The sequence below is a fragment of the Myxococcus sp. CA033 genome, from assembly GCF_013336625.1.
In the GTDB taxonomy this organism is placed as follows: Bacteria; Myxococcota; Myxococcia; order Myxococcales; family Myxococcaceae; genus Myxococcus; species Myxococcus llanfairpwllgwyngyllgogerychwyrndrobwllllantysiliogogogochensis.
On sequence record NZ_JABUMU010000002.1, the window covers coordinates 1,077,071 to 1,096,725 of the forward strand.

General features: G+C 71.1%; 15 protein-coding genes. 6 read left to right on the forward strand and 9 right to left on the reverse strand.

Annotated elements, in window-relative coordinates; genetic code table 11:
- Positions 1 to 304: 304 nt before the first annotated feature.
- Complete coding sequence (locus tag HUA78_RS10230; RefSeq protein WP_371745542.1) at positions 305 to 1,975, reverse strand: response regulator; 1,671 nt, start codon at positions 1,973 to 1,975, stop codon at positions 305 to 307.
- 318 nt (positions 1,976 to 2,293) lie between these two features.
- A complete protein-coding gene (locus tag HUA78_RS10235) occupies positions 2,294 to 5,032 on the reverse strand; it encodes a TonB family protein (protein ID WP_371745544.1) in 2,739 nt (912 codons plus the stop codon).
- A 317-nt stretch (positions 5,033 to 5,349) separates the two neighbouring features.
- Between HUA78_RS10235 and HUA78_RS10240 the strand changes: the two genes are divergently transcribed.
- Both HUA78_RS10240 and HUA78_RS10245 read left to right on the forward strand, forming a co-directional pair.
- Positions 5,350 to 5,520: a hypothetical protein gene (locus HUA78_RS10240; RefSeq protein WP_174460693.1), complete on the forward strand. Its 171-nt coding sequence runs from the start codon at positions 5,350 to 5,352 to the stop codon at positions 5,518 to 5,520.
- The gene (locus HUA78_RS10245) at positions 5,517 to 5,750 is read left to right on the forward strand and encodes a hypothetical protein (RefSeq protein ID WP_141640473.1); all 234 of its coding nucleotides are present in this window, start codon (positions 5,517 to 5,519) and stop codon (positions 5,748 to 5,750) included. The genes HUA78_RS10240 and HUA78_RS10245 overlap by 4 nt, the downstream gene beginning before the upstream one ends.
- 66 nt (positions 5,751 to 5,816) lie before the next feature.
- Here HUA78_RS10245 and HUA78_RS10250 read toward each other — a convergent pair whose 3' ends face one another.
- Complete coding sequence (locus HUA78_RS10250) at positions 5,817 to 6,188, reverse strand: helix-turn-helix domain-containing protein (RefSeq protein ID WP_046716786.1); 372 nt, start codon at positions 6,186 to 6,188, stop codon at positions 5,817 to 5,819.
- A 569-nt stretch (positions 6,189 to 6,757) separates the two neighbouring features.
- On the opposite strand from HUA78_RS10250, the gene HUA78_RS10255 reads away from it, so the two are divergent.
- From HUA78_RS10255 to HUA78_RS10265, 3 genes are all read left to right on the forward strand, one after another.
- On the forward strand, positions 6,758 to 7,315 hold the full coding sequence (locus HUA78_RS10255) for a hypothetical protein (protein WP_141640472.1): 558 nt from the start codon (positions 6,758 to 6,760) through the stop codon (positions 7,313 to 7,315).
- Positions 7,316 to 7,427: 112 nt separating this feature from the next.
- Positions 7,428 to 8,561 carry a protein kinase gene (locus HUA78_RS10260; RefSeq protein ID WP_174453882.1) on the forward strand — a complete coding sequence of 378 codons (1,134 nt, stop codon included), beginning with the start codon at positions 7,428 to 7,430 and terminating at the stop codon, positions 8,559 to 8,561.
- A gap of 119 nt (positions 8,562 to 8,680) precedes the next feature.
- Positions 8,681 to 9,052, forward strand: a complete 372-nt coding sequence (locus HUA78_RS10265; protein WP_141640470.1) for a response regulator — start codon at positions 8,681 to 8,683, stop codon at positions 9,050 to 9,052.
- A gap of 13 nt (positions 9,053 to 9,065) precedes the next feature.
- On the opposite strand, the gene HUA78_RS10270 is transcribed toward HUA78_RS10265, so the two are convergent.
- The 6 genes from HUA78_RS10270 to HUA78_RS10295 all read right to left on the reverse strand — a co-directional run bounded on the left by HUA78_RS10270 (position 9,066) and on the right by HUA78_RS10295 (position 18,808).
- A complete protein-coding gene (locus tag HUA78_RS10270; protein WP_174476175.1) occupies positions 9,066 to 11,513 on the reverse strand; it encodes a PAS domain S-box protein in 2,448 nt (815 codons plus the stop codon).
- 132 nt (positions 11,514 to 11,645) lie between these two features.
- On the reverse strand, positions 11,646 to 11,891 hold the full coding sequence (locus HUA78_RS10275) for a hypothetical protein (protein ID WP_141640468.1): 246 nt from the start codon (positions 11,889 to 11,891) through the stop codon (positions 11,646 to 11,648).
- 245 nt (positions 11,892 to 12,136) lie between these two features.
- Positions 12,137 to 15,160, reverse strand: coding sequence for a bpX6 domain-containing protein (locus HUA78_RS10280; RefSeq protein WP_174476176.1), 3,024 nt, complete (start codon positions 15,158 to 15,160; stop codon positions 12,137 to 12,139).
- Complete coding sequence (locus HUA78_RS10285) at positions 15,157 to 17,070, reverse strand: hypothetical protein (protein ID WP_174465520.1); 1,914 nt, start codon at positions 17,068 to 17,070, stop codon at positions 15,157 to 15,159. Before HUA78_RS10285 ends, HUA78_RS10280 begins: the two co-directional genes overlap by 4 nt.
- Complete coding sequence (locus HUA78_RS10290) at positions 17,067 to 17,537, reverse strand: hypothetical protein (RefSeq protein ID WP_174453877.1); 471 nt, start codon at positions 17,535 to 17,537, stop codon at positions 17,067 to 17,069. The genes HUA78_RS10285 and HUA78_RS10290 overlap by 4 nt, the downstream gene beginning before the upstream one ends.
- A gap of 89 nt (positions 17,538 to 17,626) precedes the next feature.
- Positions 17,627 to 18,808: an AAA family ATPase gene (locus HUA78_RS10295; RefSeq protein WP_174476177.1), complete on the reverse strand. Its 1,182-nt coding sequence runs from the start codon at positions 18,806 to 18,808 to the stop codon at positions 17,627 to 17,629.
- 230 nt (positions 18,809 to 19,038) lie between these two features.
- Between HUA78_RS10295 and HUA78_RS10300 the strand changes: the two genes are divergently transcribed.
- Entirely contained in the window at positions 19,039 to 19,632 is a 594-nt protein-coding gene (locus HUA78_RS10300) for a porin family protein (RefSeq protein ID WP_141640460.1), read from the forward strand.
- The last annotated feature ends 23 nt before the right edge of the window (positions 19,633 to 19,655 follow it).

Consider the following 19,655-nt stretch of genomic DNA (forward strand, 5'->3'; position numbering starts at 1 on the left):
GACGACAGGCTCACCATCGACTTCCCCCCGGCGCCCAGCACCCCTCCAGTCCACGTGCGGAGACTGGGGCGCGGAACACGCGTTGGTAGAGAGTGCCATGTCCGAGGTGTCGCGAACTTGTCCTCGGGTACAGCGATTGCCGCAGTGCTCACCCGTAAGCACTGTGTGGCTCAAGCCACGTCCTCCCCCACCCCCGACGCCCGGACCGGCTCGCCCCCCGCCCCTCCCGCTTCCGGGAGCAAAGTGCACCGTGGGCGACACCCGCCACTGCCCCACGGGGCAGGAAGGCATCACACCCACCTCCTCAGTCCTGGAGCCGGGGCAGGCGTACCGTGAAGGTGGTGCCGTCCTCCTGCGAGGACACCACGTCCACGCTGCCACCGTGGCCGCGGATGATGTCCCGGACGATGTAGAGGCCCAGGCCGATGCTGCGGCTGGACTGGCCTTCCTTGAGCATGCCTCGCGTCATCGGCTCGAACAGGCGCGACATGAGTTCGGGCGGGATGGGGTCCCCACCGTTGTAGACACTCACCATCGCCTGGCCTGCCTCCGCGAACGTGCGCACCCGCACCGGAGCCTCCGGCGGGCTGTAGGCCAGCGCGTTGGAGAGCAGGTTGGTCAGCACCTGGGCGATGCGGTCCGGGTCCCATTCCCCCCGCACGTCCGGCGCCACGTCCACCTGCACGGGCCGGCCGGGGTGGGCGCCCTGCACCTCGTCCAGCACCTGCGTCACCACCTCCCGGAGGTCCGTGGGTGTTCGGTGCAGGGCGATGCCGCCGCCCAGCCGCGCCTTGGTGAAGTCCAACAGGTCGCGAATCATCCGCGCCGCGCGCTCGCTGGCCTGACCGATGCGCTGCACCGTGCGCCGCTGCATGTCGGACAGCTCGCCCTTCTTCTCCAGGAGACCCACCGACATGGAGATGGCCGCCAGGGGGTTGCGCAAGTCGTGCGACACGATTCCCACCAGCTGCTGCTCGAACTCCGAGCGCCGCCGCAGCTCCTCGTGCACGCGGCGCTCCTCGGTGATGAGGCGCACCTGCTCCAGCGCCTGCGCGCACGCGTGCGCCAGCGCGGAGAAGAAGGCCCGGTCCATCTCCGTGAACAGCCGCGCCCGCGCGAAGGACAGGCCAATGGCCCCCAGCGCCCGCCCCTTCACGAGCAGCGGCAGGGCGATGGCGGACTCGTGGATGCCGTACGCATTCAGGTGCGGATAGCGCCCCTGCCAGTCCTCCAATGAGCCCAGCCAGATGGGCCGCTGCTCGCGCACCGCCTCCGTGAGCGGCACCGGGTTGGACAGGGGGATGCGGCGCCACTTGGCCAGCACCTGCTCGGGGTAGCCCACCGCGTCCACGATTTCGAGCGCGTCCCCTTCGTCATTCAGGAGGTTCACCGCGCCCGCCTTCGCGCCCGCGGCCACCAACCCCTGCTCGAAGAGCGCGCGGCACACCTCCGCCACCGTGCTGGCCTCCGACAGCCGCGCGGTGAAGTCGCGCAGCCGGTCGATGTGGCCCGCAGCGCGGTGCGCCAGCTCGCGCGCCTCCGCTTCCTTCTGTCGCAACAGCTCCGCCTGCGCGCGCACCTGGTGCTGCGCGCGGAACAGCTCCACGAAGACGGTGACCTTCGAGCGAAGCACTTCCGGCGGGAAGGGCTTCTGCAGGAAGTCCACCGCGCCGGTGGAGTAGCCGGCGACCAGCTCCGAGTCATCGCGCCCGTACGCGGTGAGGAAGATGATGGGGACGTTGCGCGTGCGCTCCCGCTGCTTGATGAGGGAGGCCGTCTCGAAGCCGTTCATCCCCGCCATCCGCACGTCCAGCAGGATGACGGCGTAGTCCTCGCGCAGGAGGAAGCGCAGCGCCTGCTCTCCGGAGGACGCCTTCGCGAGCCGCACGCCCAGCGGCTCCAGGATGGCCTCCAGCGACACCAGGTTGGCGGGGTTGTCGTCGACCAGCAGCACGCCCGGAGCTTCAACACCCACGAGGCCAGTGCTGTCGGGGGACGCGTCCGGCGACTGCGAGGCGCTCGAGCCCCCCTGAGCGCCCGCCGCGCCATGTGGGGGCGTTCCCCGCCACCGCAACCATTCCGCCATCGTCGCTATCCCTTCGTGGAACATGGAGTCTTCACCTGGATGTCGGGGCGGTCCACCGTCGAAGCCTGGGAGTGTCCATCCGACCCGAGGGCAGGCCGGCTCCCATCAACACTCCTCGGCCCGGAATCAAACCGTGCCAGCAGTCTGCTTGTCGGGGTCGCTCACGGGGAGAGACGGCAAGCGTGCGTTATCCATCACTCGCCAGGTTCAGTATCGCCCCTTCGCGCCCAGGATGGGCAGGACGATGGGCAGCCCCACGGCCTCCTTGGAGAGCGGTCGGCCGCCTCCTCCGTCGTACTCAAAGCTCACCGTCTCCTGACTGATGGTGACATTGAGCATGTCCAGGTAGGCCTCCAGGCTGAAGGTCTCGTACACCCACGACTTGGACAGGCGCACGTCGAAGCGGAAGAAGGGCGGCAGCCGGTCCACGGAGTCCCGGTCCACCTTCACCCACGACGGCCTGCCGGAGCTGTCCTGTCCCGCGCGGTGGGTCTGCGTGCCCAGCGTTCCGTACTCCGGACGGCCGGTGTTGAAGTGCAGCACGCCGCCCAGGGTGACGCTGTTGGAGAACTTGTAGCTGAGCACCAGGTTGAGCACGTGGGACTGGTCGAAGGCGAAGGGCAGGTCCGCGGACGCCTCGCCCAGCACGTTGCCCTCCACGTCGTACCGGTAGAAACGCGTGCGCCGGACACTGCGCTGCAGCGTGTACGAGAGCCAGCCGAACCAGTTGTCGCCCAGCGGATGGCGGACGAGCAGCTCCAGTCCATACGCGAGGCCGTGGCTCTTGAAGTCGGGGAAGTTGATGTCGTCGCGGTTCGGGATGCCCGGGTCCTGGTCCGGCGCGGGCAGCGGGTCTGGGTCATCCACCAGGCCCTCGTCGGAGAAGGGCGTCAGCTCGATGGTCCGCACCAGCGGGTTGACGTAGACGTCCATGCCCAGCTCCAGCCCCTGGAGCGCCTTCCACTCCGCGCCGAACGAGAACTGCGCGCCCTCCTGGAGCCCCAACAGCAGGCTGCCCACGTCCACCACGGGCAGGCTGATGAGTGAAGTGGGCGGCTGGTGGAACAGGCCCGCGGAGCCCTTGAGGACGAGCGAGTCGGTGAGCTGGTGGCGCAAGGTGAGGCGCGGCTCCAGCGCGGTGCGGTCGATGCCCGGGGACAGGTGGTAGTTGTCCACGCGAAGCCCCGGCACCACGGACCACTTGGGAGTGGGCTGCCACACCAGCTCCGCCCACGCGCCCAGGAAGGTGGCCAGCGCCACCGGGGCGAACTCGGCCGTCTCCTCGTCCGGGTTCAGCTCGTAGAAGTCGACGATGGCGCGCTTGTGGTCCACGTCGCCACCCAGCCGCAGGGTGACTTTGGGGTCCAGCGGCGCGGTGTAGCCCAGGCGCGCGGACCAGGTGCCCTGGTCGATGAAGACGGACGTCGCGTCGCTCGGCGGGGTGCTGCTGGTGACGGCGAAGCGGTCCAGGCCCCACGTCGCGCCGATTTCGAACTCGCCGCCGGCCAGCGGGTGGCGGTGCCGCAGGTCCACGCGGTGGAAGATGATGGACTGCAGCGCGGTGTCTCCGAACTCGTCCTGCGACTCGGAGCCGAACGTGTCCGACGAGCCGAACGCGAACAGCCTCAGCTTGCCCTGCCCCACGTCCTGCTCCACGCGCAGCTGGTAGTCCCAGAAGTCGAGGATGACCTTCGGGTTGAGGCGGCCCGACTGGGGCGGGTCCTGGAGCTTGTTGGCCGCGAGCGCGATGAGCCACGGCGTATAGGAGTAGCGGCCCGCGAGGCTGACGTTGGTGCCGGTGGAGACGAACGGCGTCTCCAGGAAGAAGCCCGCGTTGATGAGGTCCGCGTAGGCGCTGCCGTGGACGCGGTCATCGCGCGGCCTGCTGAGCCGGCCTTCAATCGCCCCGCCCAGCAGCCGCCCGTAGCGGGGCGGTGGTGAGCCCGGGAAGAAGTCGATGGCGTCGATGAAGTCCGGGTGGATGACCGCGGGGCCGAGGAAGAGATGGAAGAGGATGGGGACGCGGATGCCATCCAGGAAGTAGCCGGTGGCCGCGGGCTGGCTGCCGCGCACCACGGGGTAGGCCACGCCGGACAACATGCTGCTCACGCCCGGCAGCAACATGATGACGCGGAACGGGTCGCCCATGGTGCCGGGCACTTCGCGCAGCTCCGCGTCGTGCAACGTGACGCGGCTGACCTCGGTGCGCTCGCGGTCTCCTCGCACCACCGTCTCGTAGGGATTGATGACGAGCGGCGCAAGCCCGTACACCACCTCCAGCGCCTCCTGCGTCCCGAGCTCCTCGCGGAAGAGGCCGGGCTTGTGGCCGGGCGCGGACACGCGGACGCGATGTCCTCCCGAGGGCCAGCGCGCCTCGAAGCGGCCCTGCGTGTCCGTCTGCACCGGCGCGTCCGGCACGCTGTCCGACACCAGCGTGGCGCCGACGACGGGGCGCCGGTTGCCCTTGGTGCGCACCAGTCCACGCAAGGTGACGGGGCCTTCGGGGCGAGCATCCTCGGCGACGACGGGCGCCTCGAAGCGGTACTCGAAGGACAGGCGCACCGGTACCGGCTGTCCATCCACGGTGGCGGGCGAGAAGCGCAGGGACGGCGCGGCGTGCAGCGCGGCTTTGTCCAACAGCGGGTGGACGCCCCGCACCAGCGTGGCGGATTCGACCTCCCCCGCGTCGTCGACCAGCAGCTCCAGTTGGACCACGCCCGAGACACGCTCCGACGCGAGCTCGGGCGGATAGGGCGCGGGGGCGTCTAGCGTCAGCGCGGGGGGAATGAAGACGGGCTCGGCCACGCCTCCATCCGGCGTGACGACCTCCACCGCCCAGCCCGCGTCCGTGCGCGCGAGGCCGACTTCCGCCGCGGACACGCCCGCATCCGCGCTGCCTCCATCCGGTGGTGACGGAGCCTGGGCATGCGCGGGGAGCACCGGCACGAGCAGCGCCAGCAGCCACACCGCGATGAGCGCGCGCGAGCCGAGTCCTCCGCGTCGCCTTCCCCGAATCGTTTCCGTCACGTCTGTTCCCGAGGGCCCCTGGATGCATGAGGCCAGGGACGGGGCAGGGTGACAAGCACCCCTCCCGCGAAGCCGTCACCCGCAGAGCAGAAGCAACCGCGAAACCTTCGACTCCGTCCCGGGTTGGACGAAGCGCACCCGACACGTCACGCACCCGACACGCGCCTTGTCTCCGAGGGAGGGAGGACATGGGCACGGGGGCTCACCAAGTTCCCCGCACTCCGGAGCCCCGCGTCATGAGTCTTTGTCTGTCCCTGTCCTGGTGCCGGCTGGCGTCCACCGCCCTGCCGCTGTCCGCGTTTCCGCCTCGCGACGCCCGCCTGCTCTCCCTGGCCCCGCCGGCCCGCTCGGTGGGGGACGCGGCGGCTGCGTGGACGTGGGCTGTCGTCGGGGGGCGTGCGGAATGATCGCCCCACCGTCCATCCATGTCGTGCGCGCGCGCCTGCTCCAACTGCTCTTCGGGCTGCTGCTGGTGTTGGTGGCGCTGAGCTTGATTCCCTCGACCCCGGCCACGCTCACCGCCGAGCAGACGGCGGGGCCCCACGAGGACGCGGCCGTGCTCCGGGAGCCCGCCCGGCTCGGGACGATGGGCCCCGAGCGGTGCCCACCCGACACCCTCTGTCTTCCAAGCCGCTGAAGCACGCGTGACGGACCGCCACGCGCTGTCCGCGCCGATGGTGCGATCTCCCCACCGCCCCCGCGCTCAGCGCTGGGGCAGGATGGCGGCGGCGACCTGGTTCACCAGCTTGAGCTGACCGCGCGACATGCGGCGCAGCGTGCGCAGGAGGCGGCGCATCTCCGGCAGGTGGTCCTTGTCCCGCGAGTCCTCCTCCCACAGCGCCGCGCCCACCGAGGCCGCCGTGACGAGCCCCAGGCCCACGTCCGCCGACAGGCGCAGCGCCAGACACAGGCGGAACAGCGTCGGCACGCTGGGCATCATCTTCCCGCGCTCCATCCGCCCATAGACCTCCGCGGCGATGCCGATGCGCTCGGCCACATCCGCCTGCGTCAGCCCCGCGCGCATCCGCGCCGACCGCGCCTCCTCGCCAACGCTCACCGCCAGGCGCCGCTCCAGCTGTTGACGCGATTGTCGGGCGCGGTCGCTCGGCCGCCCCTGGCGTGCCCGGGGTGACTTGCGGGTGGAGGCGGAACCTTCAGGGTGGGTCTTCACCGCATCAACCTTATGAGTACGGGCCGAGGCCCCGGCCTGCACAGGCACAGGCCGCCCTCGGACGCGTGTCCGACAGGGCTTATAACCCAGCAAGTCATCAGGCGAAATACCGATATGCCGGGTAGTCTCCCGGTCCTCCCCGATATCGCGTCCTACCCTCCGACACACCCCCTTCCCCATCCACCGCCGCCCCCCGAATCCCGCCGGGCCCCCTATGACAGGGCTCCCGCGTGAAACCCAGGAGGTCCAGGGCATGACATGGGACCTTCCACGCGCGGTGGGCCCCTCCTCCCAGGTCGTCCGCGCCCCGACTTCGCGGCTTGACACCTCCCATTCGTAAAGCTGAAAATCAAGACATAGCCTCAAAACTGTTCAGGAGCGGAAGCCTCGCGCGAGGCGGTGCAGGCGAGGCTCGACGTGGCCCGCAAGTTCCTCCAGAACAGCAGTGCTTGCTCGAAGACCGAGGACCCACCATGGCCGGGCACCCCACCGCCGATGAGCTGATGAAGCGTCTGTTGGCCACCCGCGAGGCTGGCGACGCCACCCCCGCGAGCCCGGAGCAGTTGCGCCTGCTGCGCGAGCTGACGCGGGATGCGCCCACCTTCGCGCCCGCGCTGCTGGAGCTGGCGCGACTGCTCCAGCTGGCGGAGGAGCCGGGCGTGGACCCCGAGGTCACCTTCACCGAGGTGCAGCGGCTCCTGGAGCAGTCCGTCTCCGTGTCGCGCCGCAACCCGGCCGCGCTGGTGGAGCTGGGCTACTTCCTGGACGTCATCCGGGGCCGCGAGGACGACGCGATGACGCTGTGGGAAGAGGGCTCGTCCCACGCACTGAAGACGCTGGAGCAGGCGTGGGCCGGCATGCTGCGCGGCCTGGGCGACACGCGCACGAAGGAGTCCCTGGAGAAGGGGCTGCGGCTGGCGGAGCGCGCGGAGAAGGTCTTCCCTGACTCGCCGCGGCTGCTGGACGAGGTGGAGCTGGTGCGCGAGTACGCGCGCCAGGACGGGCTCATGAAGCCGGCCTCGGAGCCATGAAGCGGCGGATGGAAGACACACTACCCAGGAGGTGACTTCCCGCCGGAGGACGACCATACTCTCCGAGTGAGCCCGCGGGCCCATCGGGTCCGTTCGTCCGAGGAGAGTCGCCATGTCGCCCCCGTCGTCCGACGCCTCCGCCCAGCCGCACGTGCTGCTGCGCTCCGGTCGCGCCTCCTATGAGCTCGTCAAGTCGCTGGGCGCCGCGCACCACGGGGAGTTGCTCCTCGCGCGCCGCCGCTACGAGTCGGACTTCGGTGGCTACGCGGTCATCAAGCGCCCGCTGCGCGCCGAGGCCGCGCACCGGCTCTGGGAGGAAGGCCGGCTCACCGCGCTGCTGCACCATCCCAACGTCGTCAGCGTGCACGACCTCAAGGGCCCGGACGAGGCGCCCGTGCTCGTCTTCGAGCACACCCCCGGCCACCGGCTGGACTCGCTCATGGAGGCCTCCGGCCGCGCCCACCTGCCCTTCACGGAGGGCTTCTCCCTCTATGTCGCCGCCGAGGTCGCGGAGGCGCTGCACCACGCCCACACCCTCACCGACGAGCACGGCCGGGCGCTGCGCGTCGTCCACCGCGACGTCGGTCCCCACAACATCCTCATCACCGAGCACGGCGCGGTGAAGCTGCTCGACTTCGGCGCCGCGTCGTCCGTGCTCTCCGGCACTCCCGAGGGACAGGAGCATCCCACCAGCCTCGCCTACGCCGCCCCCGAGCACGTCGCGCGCCAGGCGTTGGATGGACGCGCGGACCTGTTCAGCCTGGGGCTGGTGCTGCTCCAACTGCTCACCGGACGACACCTCTTCGAGGGCGCGGACCGGTTCGAGGCGGAGCGCCGCCGTCGTCGCGAGCAGGCGCTGTCGTCGGACACGCCGACGCAGGAGCACGCGCTCGACTCGGCCATGCAGGAAGCCGTCAGCGTGGCCGCCGCGCGGGAGCTGCGCCGCCGCATCCGCGCCTACACGCGCGAGGACCTGGAGGACGCGCTGCGCGCGGTGCCCGTGGCCTTCCAGCCGCTCTTGCGAGGCACGCTGGCGCCCGAGCGCGAGGAGCGCTTCGGCACCGGCGCGGAGCTGGCGCGCACCCTGCGGCTGTACGCCCGCCGCGCCGGCCAGGTGTTCGGTCGCGCGGACGCGCTCGCGGAGGTGACGGGCCTGCGCTACGCCGCGCTGCGCGTGCAGGCCGGTGAGTCCCCCGAAGAGGTGCTGGAGGACAGGCTGCTGCCGGAGGAGGACCCCGCAAGCTGAACGCCGCCCACGTCCCATTCCGGAAGCGTGTGCTAGCGAACATCCCCGCAGTCGTGACGTGGACGTATCGACGCGGTGCGGCTGGCGACCCTGGCCCTTCGGTACGAGTCTGAGTCTCCATGTGCACGCCAAGCCTCGTCCTCCTGGTCGAAGACCACGCCGATAGCCGGGAGCTGCTGGAGGAGTTCCTGACGATGGAAGGCTTCGCCGTGGAGACGGCGGGCAACGGCCAGACGGCATGGGAGCGCCTGAGGCGACTCCCCCGCCCGGACGCGGTGCTGCTGGACTTGATGATGCCGGTGATGAGCGGGTGGGAGCTGATGCGCCATGTCCGTGAGGACGCCAGGCTGAGCGCCCTGCCCGTCGTCGTCGTGTCCGGCGCGGGCAACAGCCAGCCGCTCCCCGAGGGCGTCCAGGCCGCGGTGCCCAAGCCGGTGGACCTCTGGGAGCTGCGCGCGACGCTCGCCCGCGTGGTGAACGCGGCAGGCTGAGGGCGTCGGCGCGTCAGGCCGGGGGTGGCACGCGCGGGAGCGTCACCTTGAAGACGGTGCCGTCCGCCTCGGTGGAAGTCACCTGGATGTGGCCGCCGTGGCCCTTCACCACCTGCTCGACGATGTAGAGGCCCAGGCCCAGGCCCCCGCTGATGCTGCTGCCCGGGTGGCTGCTCGTGGCGCGACGGAACGGGTCGAACAGGTGGGGCAGCGCTTCGGCGGAGATGGGCTCGCCGGGGTTGTGGACCTCCAGCACCACCGTGTCGCCCAGGTCCGACAGCGTGAGGGTGATGGGCGCGTCCGGCGCGCTGTACTGGAGCGCGTTGCCGCCCAGGTTGCTCACCACCTGGAGCAGCCGATCCGCGTCCCACTGACCGTCATACCGGCCGGAGCCCCCCGCCACCCTCAGGGTGCGCTCCGGCCACGCGGCCTCCAGCTCCTCCACGCCCTGCCGCACCACCGCTCGCAAGTCTCCCGGCGTGCGCTGGATGGGGATGCCGCCGCCCAGCCGCCCGCGCGTGAAGTCGAGCAGCTCTGAAATCATCCGCGTCATCCGCGCGCTGGAGCGGGCGATGCGCGTGACGAAGCGGCGCTCCCGCTCCGCGAGCACCTCGCTGTGGAGCAACTGCGTGGTGGACAGGTGGATGGCATTGAGGGGATTGCGCAGGTCATGGCTGACGATGGCGATGAGGCGCTCGCCGAAGCGGGCCGCCTGGAGCGCGGCCTCCTGCGCGCGGCGGCGCTCGGTGACGTCCGCCAGCGTGGCGACCCCGGCGATGAGCTCTCCGTCCCTGTCGCGGATGGGCGCGCTGGAGACGAGCACGGTGAGCGTGTGGCCATCCTCGTGCTTCAGCATCGCCTCCTCGCCCTGCACCACCTCGCCGGTGCTCAGCGTGCGCGCCAGCGGCCACGCGTCCGGGGCATAGGGTGTCCCGTCCGGATGACAGGCGCCGTAGAGGGTGGCGAACGTGTCCACGTTGGACATGGGCTGGAAGGGGCGCCCGGTGAGCATGGCGACCTGCCGGTTGGCGAGCACCAGCCGGCCGCTGGCGGCGTCCGCGATGAAGACGCCCGCGGGCAATTGCTCCAGCACGGCGGCCAGCCGCGCGCGCTCCGATTCGATGGTGGACAGCAACCGCTGCCGGTCCGTCTCCACCGCGCGGCGTTGGGTGATGTCCAGCACGGTGGCCACGCGCCGCGACACCTTCCCCGTCTCGTCGCGAAAGGCCGTGACGTGGGAGAAGGCGGGGAAGCGGCTGCCATCCTTGCGCACGTGGAGCGACTCGTACTCGTGCGAGGGCTTGGAGTTCGCGGCGGCGGCGTGGCGCGGGAGCATGCCCCGGGCCTCGGGCGCGATTGTCGCCTCCAGCGGCTGGCCGATGAGTTCCTCCGGAGAGGCTCCGTGCATGCGCGCGAAGGCGGGATTCACATCGAGCAGGGTGTCGTCCTCGGCGGACACCACGACGACGCCGACCCCCAGGCGGAAGAAGACCTCCTCCCAACGCCGCAGGCCGGCCTCGCTCTCGCGCAGGCGCTTCAGGGAAGCCTCCGCCTCCGCGCGGGCCTCGCGCTCGCGGTCCCGGGCCTGGCCCTGGGCGAGCAGTCCGGTGGCGCGCGACGCCATGGCGCGAAACAGCAGCAGGTCCTCCTCGGACAACTCGGTGCTGACGCGGCTGCCCATGAGGGCCACGCCGATGAGCACGTCGTTCAAGACGAGCGGGACGCCGTACAGCGCGCGCACGTCGGAGGTGCGCACCACGGCGGAGTGGGCCCGCTCGTCGCCGCTGGCGTCGTGTACCAGCAAGGGCTCGCGCGTCGCGGCGATGGTGCCGACGAAGCCCTGCCCCATGGGCACGAGCCCCCCGATGTCCACGCCTTCGCCCACGCCGCTCTCCACGCGCAGGAAGTCCTCGCCGTCGCGCAGCAGGACGACGGCCACGTCCACGGCGGCCACCGTCTCGCACAGCACCTGGAGCAGCCGGGGCAGGAAGCCCGCCACGTCGGGGCTGCCCAGCGCCGCCGCGCTGATGCGGTCCAGGGCCTGGATGGTGCGCTCGCGGGCGCGCGTGTAGCGACTGACGGCGGCGGCGACGGCCTCGTCCATCGCCTCGTGGAAGATGCGCTCCTCGTCGGGGCGGAGCGTGGCGTGGCCTCGCGCGGACCACAGGCGCAGCACGCAGCCGCGCAGGAGCCGGTACTCGGTGACGACCTGTCGCAGGTCGAAGCCCTCGCCCAGGCGCTCCAGGGCGTGGTGGTCGCTGATGGCGCTCAGCCCCGAGGCCAGCTCCGCCTGGGGCTTTCGCATCATCCTCGCGATGCCCTCCAGCAATCCGGGCAGGCCGTCGCGGAGCGCGGGGCGCGTCAGGGCCTGGGCCGCGGGGATGGAGCGCACCTCCACCTCCCAGGCCTCCAGGATGGTGTCGCGGTTTTGAATCAGGAAGTCAGCCAGGGGAATGGGCAAGGGCGTGTCGAAGAGGGTGTTCCGGGCCGGGCACGACGTGCCGTGGGTCTAGGCCACTCCCCCGCCCTTCGACAACCGCTCGGAAGCAATGCGCCCTCCAGGCCACACTTCCGCCCGGGTTCGCGGCGTCCTTCAGTGCGACGTCGGCGCCATCACGTCCGTGAGCCGCAGCAGGCGGTGCTCCTGCTCCAGCAGATAGTGGACGCGGAAGCCGGAGCCCAACACCACCAACCCCACCTCCTCGGGCAACAACGGCCCCTCGAGCGGGAGTCCCGCGGCCAGTTCGGCCAGCTCCCCTTGAAGCTTCTGCCTCACCGGGGCAGGACACCGGTCGAGCGTTCGCAACGCAGGAGGAGAGAGCTGGAGACGCAGAGCCATGGTCCTACTCAGGGTGACCACCCCGGGCGCGCGTATCAAGATGTGCCATGGGTCCATGACACTGGTTCGCTTCCAACTTCAGCGAATCTGGATTTCCGGCGCTGCGTCGAGCGTCACGCCCGGGTTGTCCTCCACCGAACGCGAAGCCTGGGGTCTGGCGGACAGGACAGGAGGGCCCGAGGTATCTGAAACAAGTCGCTCCTCCGACATCCTGTCTCAACCCCGACGTCAGGGGCCGATGCGGCTCACGCGGCGCCGACGTTGCGCACCGTGCCGTGCTCCAGGTCCAGCCACAGCATCCGGCCCCGTGTGTCGAACATGAGCAGCGCGGTGTTGGTGAGGCGGACCTGGGGAGTCGGTGACTCCTCGAAGGTGAAGTTGAGCCGCGCGCGCATGACTTCACGGACGTCGAGCAGGCGGACCTGCCAGGCCCCGTCGAAGAGCGTCAGCTCCGCGCGCCACGACTCGGAGAGGAAGCACTTCACGCGCTCCAGGGACTCACCGACCACGGACATCGGCGCGGCGAAGCGCGGTCCTTGAGGCTTCACCCACAGCCAGTCCGCCTCTCCAGGGCGAGGGTACTCGCGGTCGCTGAAGTGGACGGAGGCGCGCACCTCGCCATCGGCGGTGATGGCGCAGGAGCGCAGCACGGCGGAGACACCCTTGCCGAGGGCCACGAACGGCTCACGCGAGCGCAGGGTGGGGCCGTCTTGCAGCGCATAGACCCAGCACTCCGCGTCGGTGGTCACGAAGCACAGGTGTGTCTCGTCCGCGGCCAGCATGGCGACGGGGCCAGGCACCTTCGACACCCGCCACAGGGCACGCGGCTCGGCGGCCTGCGCGTCCAGCATCATCACCGTGAGCTCCGAGGCGACGAACCATGTCTCACCGTCATACGTCGGCGCCCACGCGTGCATGGCCACGTCGCACCACGCGGCGGCCCGCCGCCGCACCACGTCCACGCGGGACACATGGTGCAGCTCGCCCCGACGCGCGATGGCCAGCACGCGGTCCCCATGGATGGAGGCGACCAGGGAGAAGGCTGGCACATCGAAGTGCGCCAGCCTGCGGCCCTCCGCGCTCAGCAACACCGCGCCCGCCTCGCCCAGCGCGAGCAGCAGCCGATCCGAGGGGAGCACCACCGCGTCATGGATGGCGAACGGCCCCGCGTCCCCGAGCGAGGCGGTCGCCTGCACCACGAAGCGGGTCCACGGGGACGGGACCTTGGGGGCCAGCGCGGGCAGGTCCGCGCGCAGCGCGCCGTCTGGCAGGTCCCTGAGCAAATAGGTGATGAAGTCGGTGGGCAAGTGGGCCGGAACCAGGGCCCTGTCCCTCATGAGGGCGCGCACGGTGGGCACGAGCAAGGCCGAGCGGACTCCGGAGGGAGGCTCGCTCGCCAGCGTCTGGGCGAAGGCCAGCCGCTCCGCCGCGCCATTCAGGGAGTCGTCGTCCAGCAGCGCGAGCACGCGGGCACGCGCCGCGTCGAGTCCTCCCGGAAGCGAGCCCGCCCACAGCGCCAGGAGTCGCGCGCCGCCCACGCCGCCCACGTCCACGCCACGCTCTATCCACTCGCGCGCTTGCTCCCGAGCCGCCTGCACCGGCCAGATGGCCTCGACGGCCTGGACCCAGCTTCCCGCCTCGGCGCGAGACTGGCCCCACAGCAGACGCAGCTCATGTGCCTCCGCGAAATGCGTGCTCTCCAGGCGCAGCACCGCGTCCTCGAAGCAGCCGCTGCGCCGGGCGATGGCCTTCGCGCGCTGTGGGTCCTTCGCGAGAAACCACTGACGCACCACCAGACCGGGTGCCAGGGCACGCCCCTCGGCCAGCTCCGCCGCGAGCTTGAAGCGACGGTGCCGCTCCAGGAAGGCGACGGCTTCCTCGTGCGCGCCCAGCAATTCAGAGAGGATGAACGCGGCTTCCTCGATGCGACCTTCGCGCTCGAAGCGCTGCAAGGCCGCGCGGTAGCGCTGCCGGAGCGCCTCGTAGAGTTCTTCGCCTCCCGCGAAAGTGGCGGCGGGGCCGCGCGGGCCGAGCCGGAGCTTGAGGTCCTCTCGCGGTCCCGGCAGACCGAGCGCCTCGCGGGTGTTTTCGTTCAGCTTCTGATTCAGCGGAATGGCATGGCGCAGCGCTTCGTGCAGGTCGCCGCCCTCGAACATCTCGAACAGGCGACGCAGATATTCCGCCTTGCGCCGGCCGAGCAGCTCGCCCAGCGGCGTGTGTCGCAGCAGCCACTGGGACAGGCGCGCCAGGGAACCCGGGCCAGGAGGAGGCTCCGCGTTCCGAGGTGACGTCTGGCCACCACGAGCGCCACGTCCACCGCCCGCCGCCTTCTCCGTCGAGCGAGGCCGGAGCGCCGCCCACAGTCGGCCCAACAGGGAGGGCGTCCTCGGAGCCAGGGCCTCGCGCCGCGAGCCTGACGAGGAGGAGCCCTTGCCTTCACCCGAGGGCAGCGCGCCCGCCGTGGAGGGAGTGTTCCTCAGCCACGCCGCGAGGCGGCCGAGCCACCTGCTTCCTCCTCCACCCTCGCCCTCCGCTGTCTCCGCCTTCGATGCGGCCCCCCACAGGGAGCGCAGTCGCGACAGCACTCCAGCGCTTGCGACGGCGCCGTCACCGCTCGATCCCGATGACGCGGCACTCCGCCCCGTCCATGCGGAGCGCAGCCGAGCCAGCAGTCCAGGACGCTCGGCCACGACGGCATCGGAAGGGGGCGCACGTCCCTCCATGCGCGCGAGCACCACCCGTGCTTCATCGGACGGCTCGGGAATGGAGCCACCGAAGGAGGCGCGTGTGACAGGCGCCACGGGCTCCACCGCGGCTGCCACGGGTGGAGGTGGCGCGCCCAGGCTCCGCGTGGGCAGCACCGTCCACGCGGACACGTCGAACCACGAGGACAGGTCCACGACCCGCGCGCTCGACAGCGGATGGACCCGGGCGACGCCCGCTCGCACGAGCACGAGCGAGTCACGCGGCGCACCCAACCGCGCCCACTCCGAGGCAGCCAGCGGCGCGGAGGTGAGCACACCGCCTTCGAGCGTGAGGGGCAGACCCGGGCTCGACCCCGTCGAGACCCGCTGAGCACAGTGAAGCCGCAGCAGATAACCCTCCGCCACGAACAGCACGGACGCGCCCGGCGCCCACAGCGCCATCACCCGCCGCCGAGCCTCCTGCTCGCCGAGCAGCTCCGGGTCGAACCAGAACGCCGAGGCACTCACCGTGCCCCGGTGCACATGCTGACGCGGCGCCGCCCTCGCGTGGGCGAAGCGCCTCATATGCCCTCCGCCGTCGCGCGATAGCGCACGTGTCCGTCACGAAGGTCCAGCAACACCAGCTCCCCGGTCTGCGTGAGCCAGCCGAGCAGCGACGTGGTGTGGCTGAGCTCCGCGTGCACCACCGGAGCCGAGGCCTGAGCAAGCACGTGGTGGCCGGTCGCGCCGAACCACGACAAGGTGCGCTCATCCGGCCCCAGCACCACCAGCCCGGCCTGCCCTGGAGAGCCATGGCAGCATCCCACGCCGACCACGTGGAAGCCTTGAGGCACCGGGAGGTCCTGGACAGAACCCTCGAGAAACAGTCGCCACACTCTCGGCCCGTGACTCATCGCGAGCAACCCCGAGTCCCCAGGCACCTTGACTCCGACGGCGTGACCGAAGAAGGACTCACCCCCCCGGGCCTCCAGCACCGTGCTCGTCGACGCGTCCGGCCCCACGACATGGAGCGTCGTCCGCGAAGGCAAGGGCTGCCCCTCCGAGGGCGCGATGTAGACAGGCTTGCAGACATTGGGCGGATACGGAGACACGGGATAGAGGCTGTGCAACCCCGTGCCCACGCGAACGCTGGGGCCACTGCGGACGTAGACGAGCTTGCCGTGGACCCGGGCCATCGCCGTCACCGAATTGTCCAGCGCCATCAACTCGACGCGATGCTCGGCCTTGACCAGGTAGACGAGGAAGAGCTCTCCGCTCCGCGTCAGCAGCAGGACCGACTCCCCATCGCGGTCCCTCCACGAGAACAGCCGGCCGGGGCCTCCGTGCGCGACGGGAAGCTCCGACGCGTGGCCCGGCGTCCACCGCTCGGACACCGGGCGCCGCTCACCCGCGTCGGCCCGGGGAGGCTGGGGCTTGAGCGTGCCATGGAGGACATAGCGGTCCGGCCGTTCCATCAACGCGAGCAGTCCGCCATTCGAGCGCCACCCTGCGGCGAGCATCAGATGACCGGGCTGAAGCCTCATGCGCCGAGGTCGGGGCGCGGTGGAGCTGGACGAGTCGGGAATCGCCATCGCGGACACGCCGCCGTCGGAGTGGAACATCACCAGCCGGAAGCCGTCCGCCGAGAAGTGGAACGAGCGGGCCTTCTGGCCTCCGGCCATCGACACGGGCTTCGCGACGCGACTCTGGAACGGGTCTCTCAGCAGACGAATGCTGTCGTCGGGAGGCGGCAGGTCCAGCACGACTGAACGCACCGGACGGGAAGCGGGACGCACGTCCACGGTGAGCTTGCGCACCTCGGGGGCCAGCACCTCCGTCACCTCGATGCGGGACATCGACTCCGCACCGGGCAGCCGTGCGAGGCGAGCACTCCCCACCAGCCACGTCTCTTCCGGCGCATCGCCCAGGGACAGGGCCTCATGCCATGCGGCGAGTCGCTCGGCGGCGGGTGGATCCACGTCGCGTGCGGAGAGCCAGGAGAGCAGCACGCTGGGAGTCACCTCGGAATAGGTGCCCCGCTCGGGCGGAGCCTGGAGCACGCCCCACGCGAAGGAGGCCCCGGCGGCCTGGGCACGGCGGGCCATGACGATGAGCAGCGCGAGGTGTGCGATGCGAGGGTTGCCAAGCTGGTCGGGCCCCGCGTCCAGCAACACGACGGTGCGGCGAGCGCCCTGCGGCTGACGGAAGGCGGGCTTGAGAAAGGACAGCTCCCCGAAGGCGGCGCGGCGCACCAGCTCGTCCGGAGCCTCCAGGGCCCACAGCCACTCACTGACGAGCAGCCGGTCGAACGAGCCCCGGCGGGTGATTCCGTCATAGCCCTGGGGCTCGCCACCGGCGGTCTCTCCGCGCGGGCGCAACGCCCCCATGGCCGCGGACAGCCGGGCCACGAACGGCCCCAGGTGCGTGGCCATTTCCTCGGGGAACAGCGCGAGCGACTCCGCCCACGGGCGCAGCACGGGAGGCAGTGAGCTCATGACGCCCCTTCCCTTCCCGCGCCGGCTTCCTCGCTCGCGAGCCAAGCGACGAGCGTGGGGCGATGCACCGGCCGAGCCGAGGCCACCGAGACGAGCTGAAACGAGCCAGGAAGCACGGCGAGCTGCGTGGCGGTGTCCCCCGCCAGCGCCAGCAACGCACGCTCCAGCAGCGAGGCCACCACGTCCGGCGCGAGCGCACAGGGCAGCAGCAGTGACGGCGCGGCGCTGTCGCGGCCCAGGTACAGGGCGCCATCCACCCACGGCAGGGACTCCGCCGCGCCCAGCAGCACGAGGACGCCCTGCCCCGCGACACCGCGCCACGCCCCCAGCTTCGCGTCGTCCTCCCGAAGGGCCCGTCGCGCGAGCACGCGCGCCACCTCTCCCACGCCGATGACGGCGAGCGGCTCCAGCGCCTCCGCGCGCGGTCCCCAGCGCACCGGCAGGGCCCCCTGACTTTCACTGCTCATGACTCCACTCCACCGCCCTCTCGCACGTCTTGAAGACCCGTCCCCCGCGTCGTCGACGCGGACCGCGCCGCCAGTCGTCACATCTCCGGTCAGGAGAGCCCGGCGCCACGAGCCTCCAGCGACACCGGAGACACGAGCGCGAGCGCCTCCGTGAGCCCGGCGCGCAGGACCTTCAGGTCCTCGGTGAGGAACTCGGGAGCGAAGCTCGCGTCCATCTCCCTCGCCACGCCCTCCAGCTTGAGGTGCCACGCGGCGAAGGCCTCGGCGTCGGTGTCGCTGGGGCGCTCGGCGAGCAGCACCTGCCCCGCCTGGACGATTCGCTGAGCCCGAGCCCACGGCCCCGCGCTGGCCTCCAGCGCCGCCGCCGAGAGGGCAGGGTTCTCCGTCGCCGCGAGAAACTCCCTCAACACCTCCCGAGCGAGCGCCTGTCCTTCCTTCGTCGGCACCGCGTACACGAGCGGCCACAAGTCCGCGGTGCTCGGCACGGAGCGCCCCGCGAGCACGGCTGCGGCGGCCACCAGTCGCTGCACCTTCACCGCGCGCCGGTCCGACAGCGACAGCCCCGCCGCGCGCAGGGAGCGCAGCGCGTGGGCCAGATGCGGACGCACGGGAGCCAGGTCCGCCTCGCGCGCCGCCTGAGCGAGCACATCCAGCGCGGCCAGGGAGGCGCGGCGTCCAGTACCGTCGCCCCACAGCGAGGCCCCGCCCGCGAGCAGGTCCTCCAGGCGCGGGTCCGGCACGGGCTCGACGAAGATGCGCGCCAGGAAGCGGTCCGCGAACGCGGCGAGCGACTCATCCTCGGGCAGCGCGTTGGCGGCGCCCACGCAGACGCGCAGGGGGCAGCGCATGCGCGTGTGGCCCCGGCGGAACGTGCGCTCGTTGAGCAGGCCCAGCAGCGTGTTCAGGATGGCGGTGGAGCCGAGGAAGACCTCGTCGAGGAAGGCGACATCCGCCTCCGGCAACATGCCCGTGGTCTCCGTCTCCACCAGACCCTCGCGCAGCTTGCGCAGGTCCACGGGGCCGAACAGTTCGGAGGGCTCGGTGAAGCGGCCCAGCAGGTACTCGAAGTAGGAGCCCCCCAGCGCGCGGGCGGTGCGGCGCACGGCCTCGCTCTTCGCGGTACCGGGGGGACCGATGACCAGCAGGTGCTCACCGGCGACGGCGGACAGCGCGATGAGCTCCACCATGGCCTCGCGCTCGACGAGCCCCTGTCCCGCGTCGGAGAGGGCGTCGCGGACGGCGGTGGCCGCGGCTTCAAAGGTGACGGACATGAACGAAAGCCTAACCGCCGGACTCCGCCAGCGCGAAGAGCACCCACCCCCTTGAAGGAATACCAGCGGACGTCCACCGGCCTCGCGGTACCGGGACGCCTGCTCGTCGACGGTGAAGGCCGGGGGTGGGCGCGGGAGCGGGGCGTCCTCCCGTGACGGAGGGCGGTTGGCTTCATGACACGGAGTCCCACTTCATGCTCCGGGCGCGAGTCGGACATAGACTGGCCTCCATGAAAAAGGTGTCGAAGTGGGTGGCGCTGGTGGGCGTGCTGGGCGTGGGCACCCAGGCGGTGGCGGACGGTTGGAATGGTCATGCCTCGCTGGGCGCGGGAATCTCCCTGGACCATTTGAGTGACTTCAGCGCGAAGGGACCCGCGCTGCATGCCTACCTGGGCGTGGAGTCTCCGCCGGGGCTGTCCCTGGGGCTGCTGGCCGAAGTCTCCGAGACGTGGGGCACGGAACTGCGCGACGCGGCGAGGGACAACCGGCTGGAGCGCACGCAACTGGATTACAAGGCGGTGGGAATCGAGGCGCGGCTGCGCTTCTTCCGGGACAAGCCCATCACCCCCTGGGTGGGCGCGAGGCTGTCGAAGAGCTGGGGCAGCACCTTCACCCCGGACGCGATGGGCAACTTCCTGCGAGAGAACGTGGACACCACGAGCATGGCCTTCCGCCTGGGCGTGGATGGCTGGTTCAGCGAGCACTGGGGCATCTCCGCCGCCACGGCCTTCCAGTTCTGTGACGTGAAGCTCTCGCGGGACTCGGTGGACGAGTGCGCCAAGCTGATTCAGTCGGTGATTGTGGGCCCGGTGCTGCGCTTCTGAGGCACCGCCGGGCGAACTGTCCT

Excerpts from the sequence above, each read along its gene's own strand:
- HUA78_RS10295 (WP_174476177.1), bottom strand. The coding sequence starts at position 18,808 with ATGTCCGTCACCTTTGAAGCCGCGGCCACCGCCGTCCGCGACGCCCTC.
- HUA78_RS10260 (WP_174453882.1), top strand. The coding sequence starts at position 7,428 with ATGTCGCCCCCGTCGTCCGACGCCTCCGCCCAGCCGCACGTGCTGCTG.
- HUA78_RS10280 (WP_174476176.1), bottom strand. The coding sequence starts at position 15,160 with ATGAGGCGCTTCGCCCACGCGAGGGCGGCGCCGCGTCAGCATGTGCAC.
- HUA78_RS10285 (WP_174465520.1), bottom strand. The coding sequence starts at position 17,070 with ATGAGCTCACTGCCTCCCGTGCTGCGCCCGTGGGCGGAGTCGCTCGCG.
- HUA78_RS10245 (WP_141640473.1), top strand. The coding sequence starts at position 5,517 with ATGATCGCCCCACCGTCCATCCATGTCGTGCGCGCGCGCCTGCTCCAA.
- HUA78_RS10300 (WP_141640460.1), top strand. The coding sequence starts at position 19,039 with ATGAAAAAGGTGTCGAAGTGGGTGGCGCTGGTGGGCGTGCTGGGCGTG.
- HUA78_RS10275 (WP_141640468.1), bottom strand. The coding sequence starts at position 11,891 with ATGGCTCTGCGTCTCCAGCTCTCTCCTCCTGCGTTGCGAACGCTCGAC.
- HUA78_RS10290 (WP_174453877.1), bottom strand. The coding sequence starts at position 17,537 with ATGAGCAGTGAAAGTCAGGGGGCCCTGCCGGTGCGCTGGGGACCGCGC.
- HUA78_RS10240 (WP_174460693.1), top strand. The coding sequence starts at position 5,350 with ATGAGTCTTTGTCTGTCCCTGTCCTGGTGCCGGCTGGCGTCCACCGCC.
- HUA78_RS10265 (WP_141640470.1), top strand. The coding sequence starts at position 8,681 with ATGTGCACGCCAAGCCTCGTCCTCCTGGTCGAAGACCACGCCGATAGC.
- HUA78_RS10255 (WP_141640472.1), top strand. The coding sequence starts at position 6,758 with ATGGCCGGGCACCCCACCGCCGATGAGCTGATGAAGCGTCTGTTGGCC.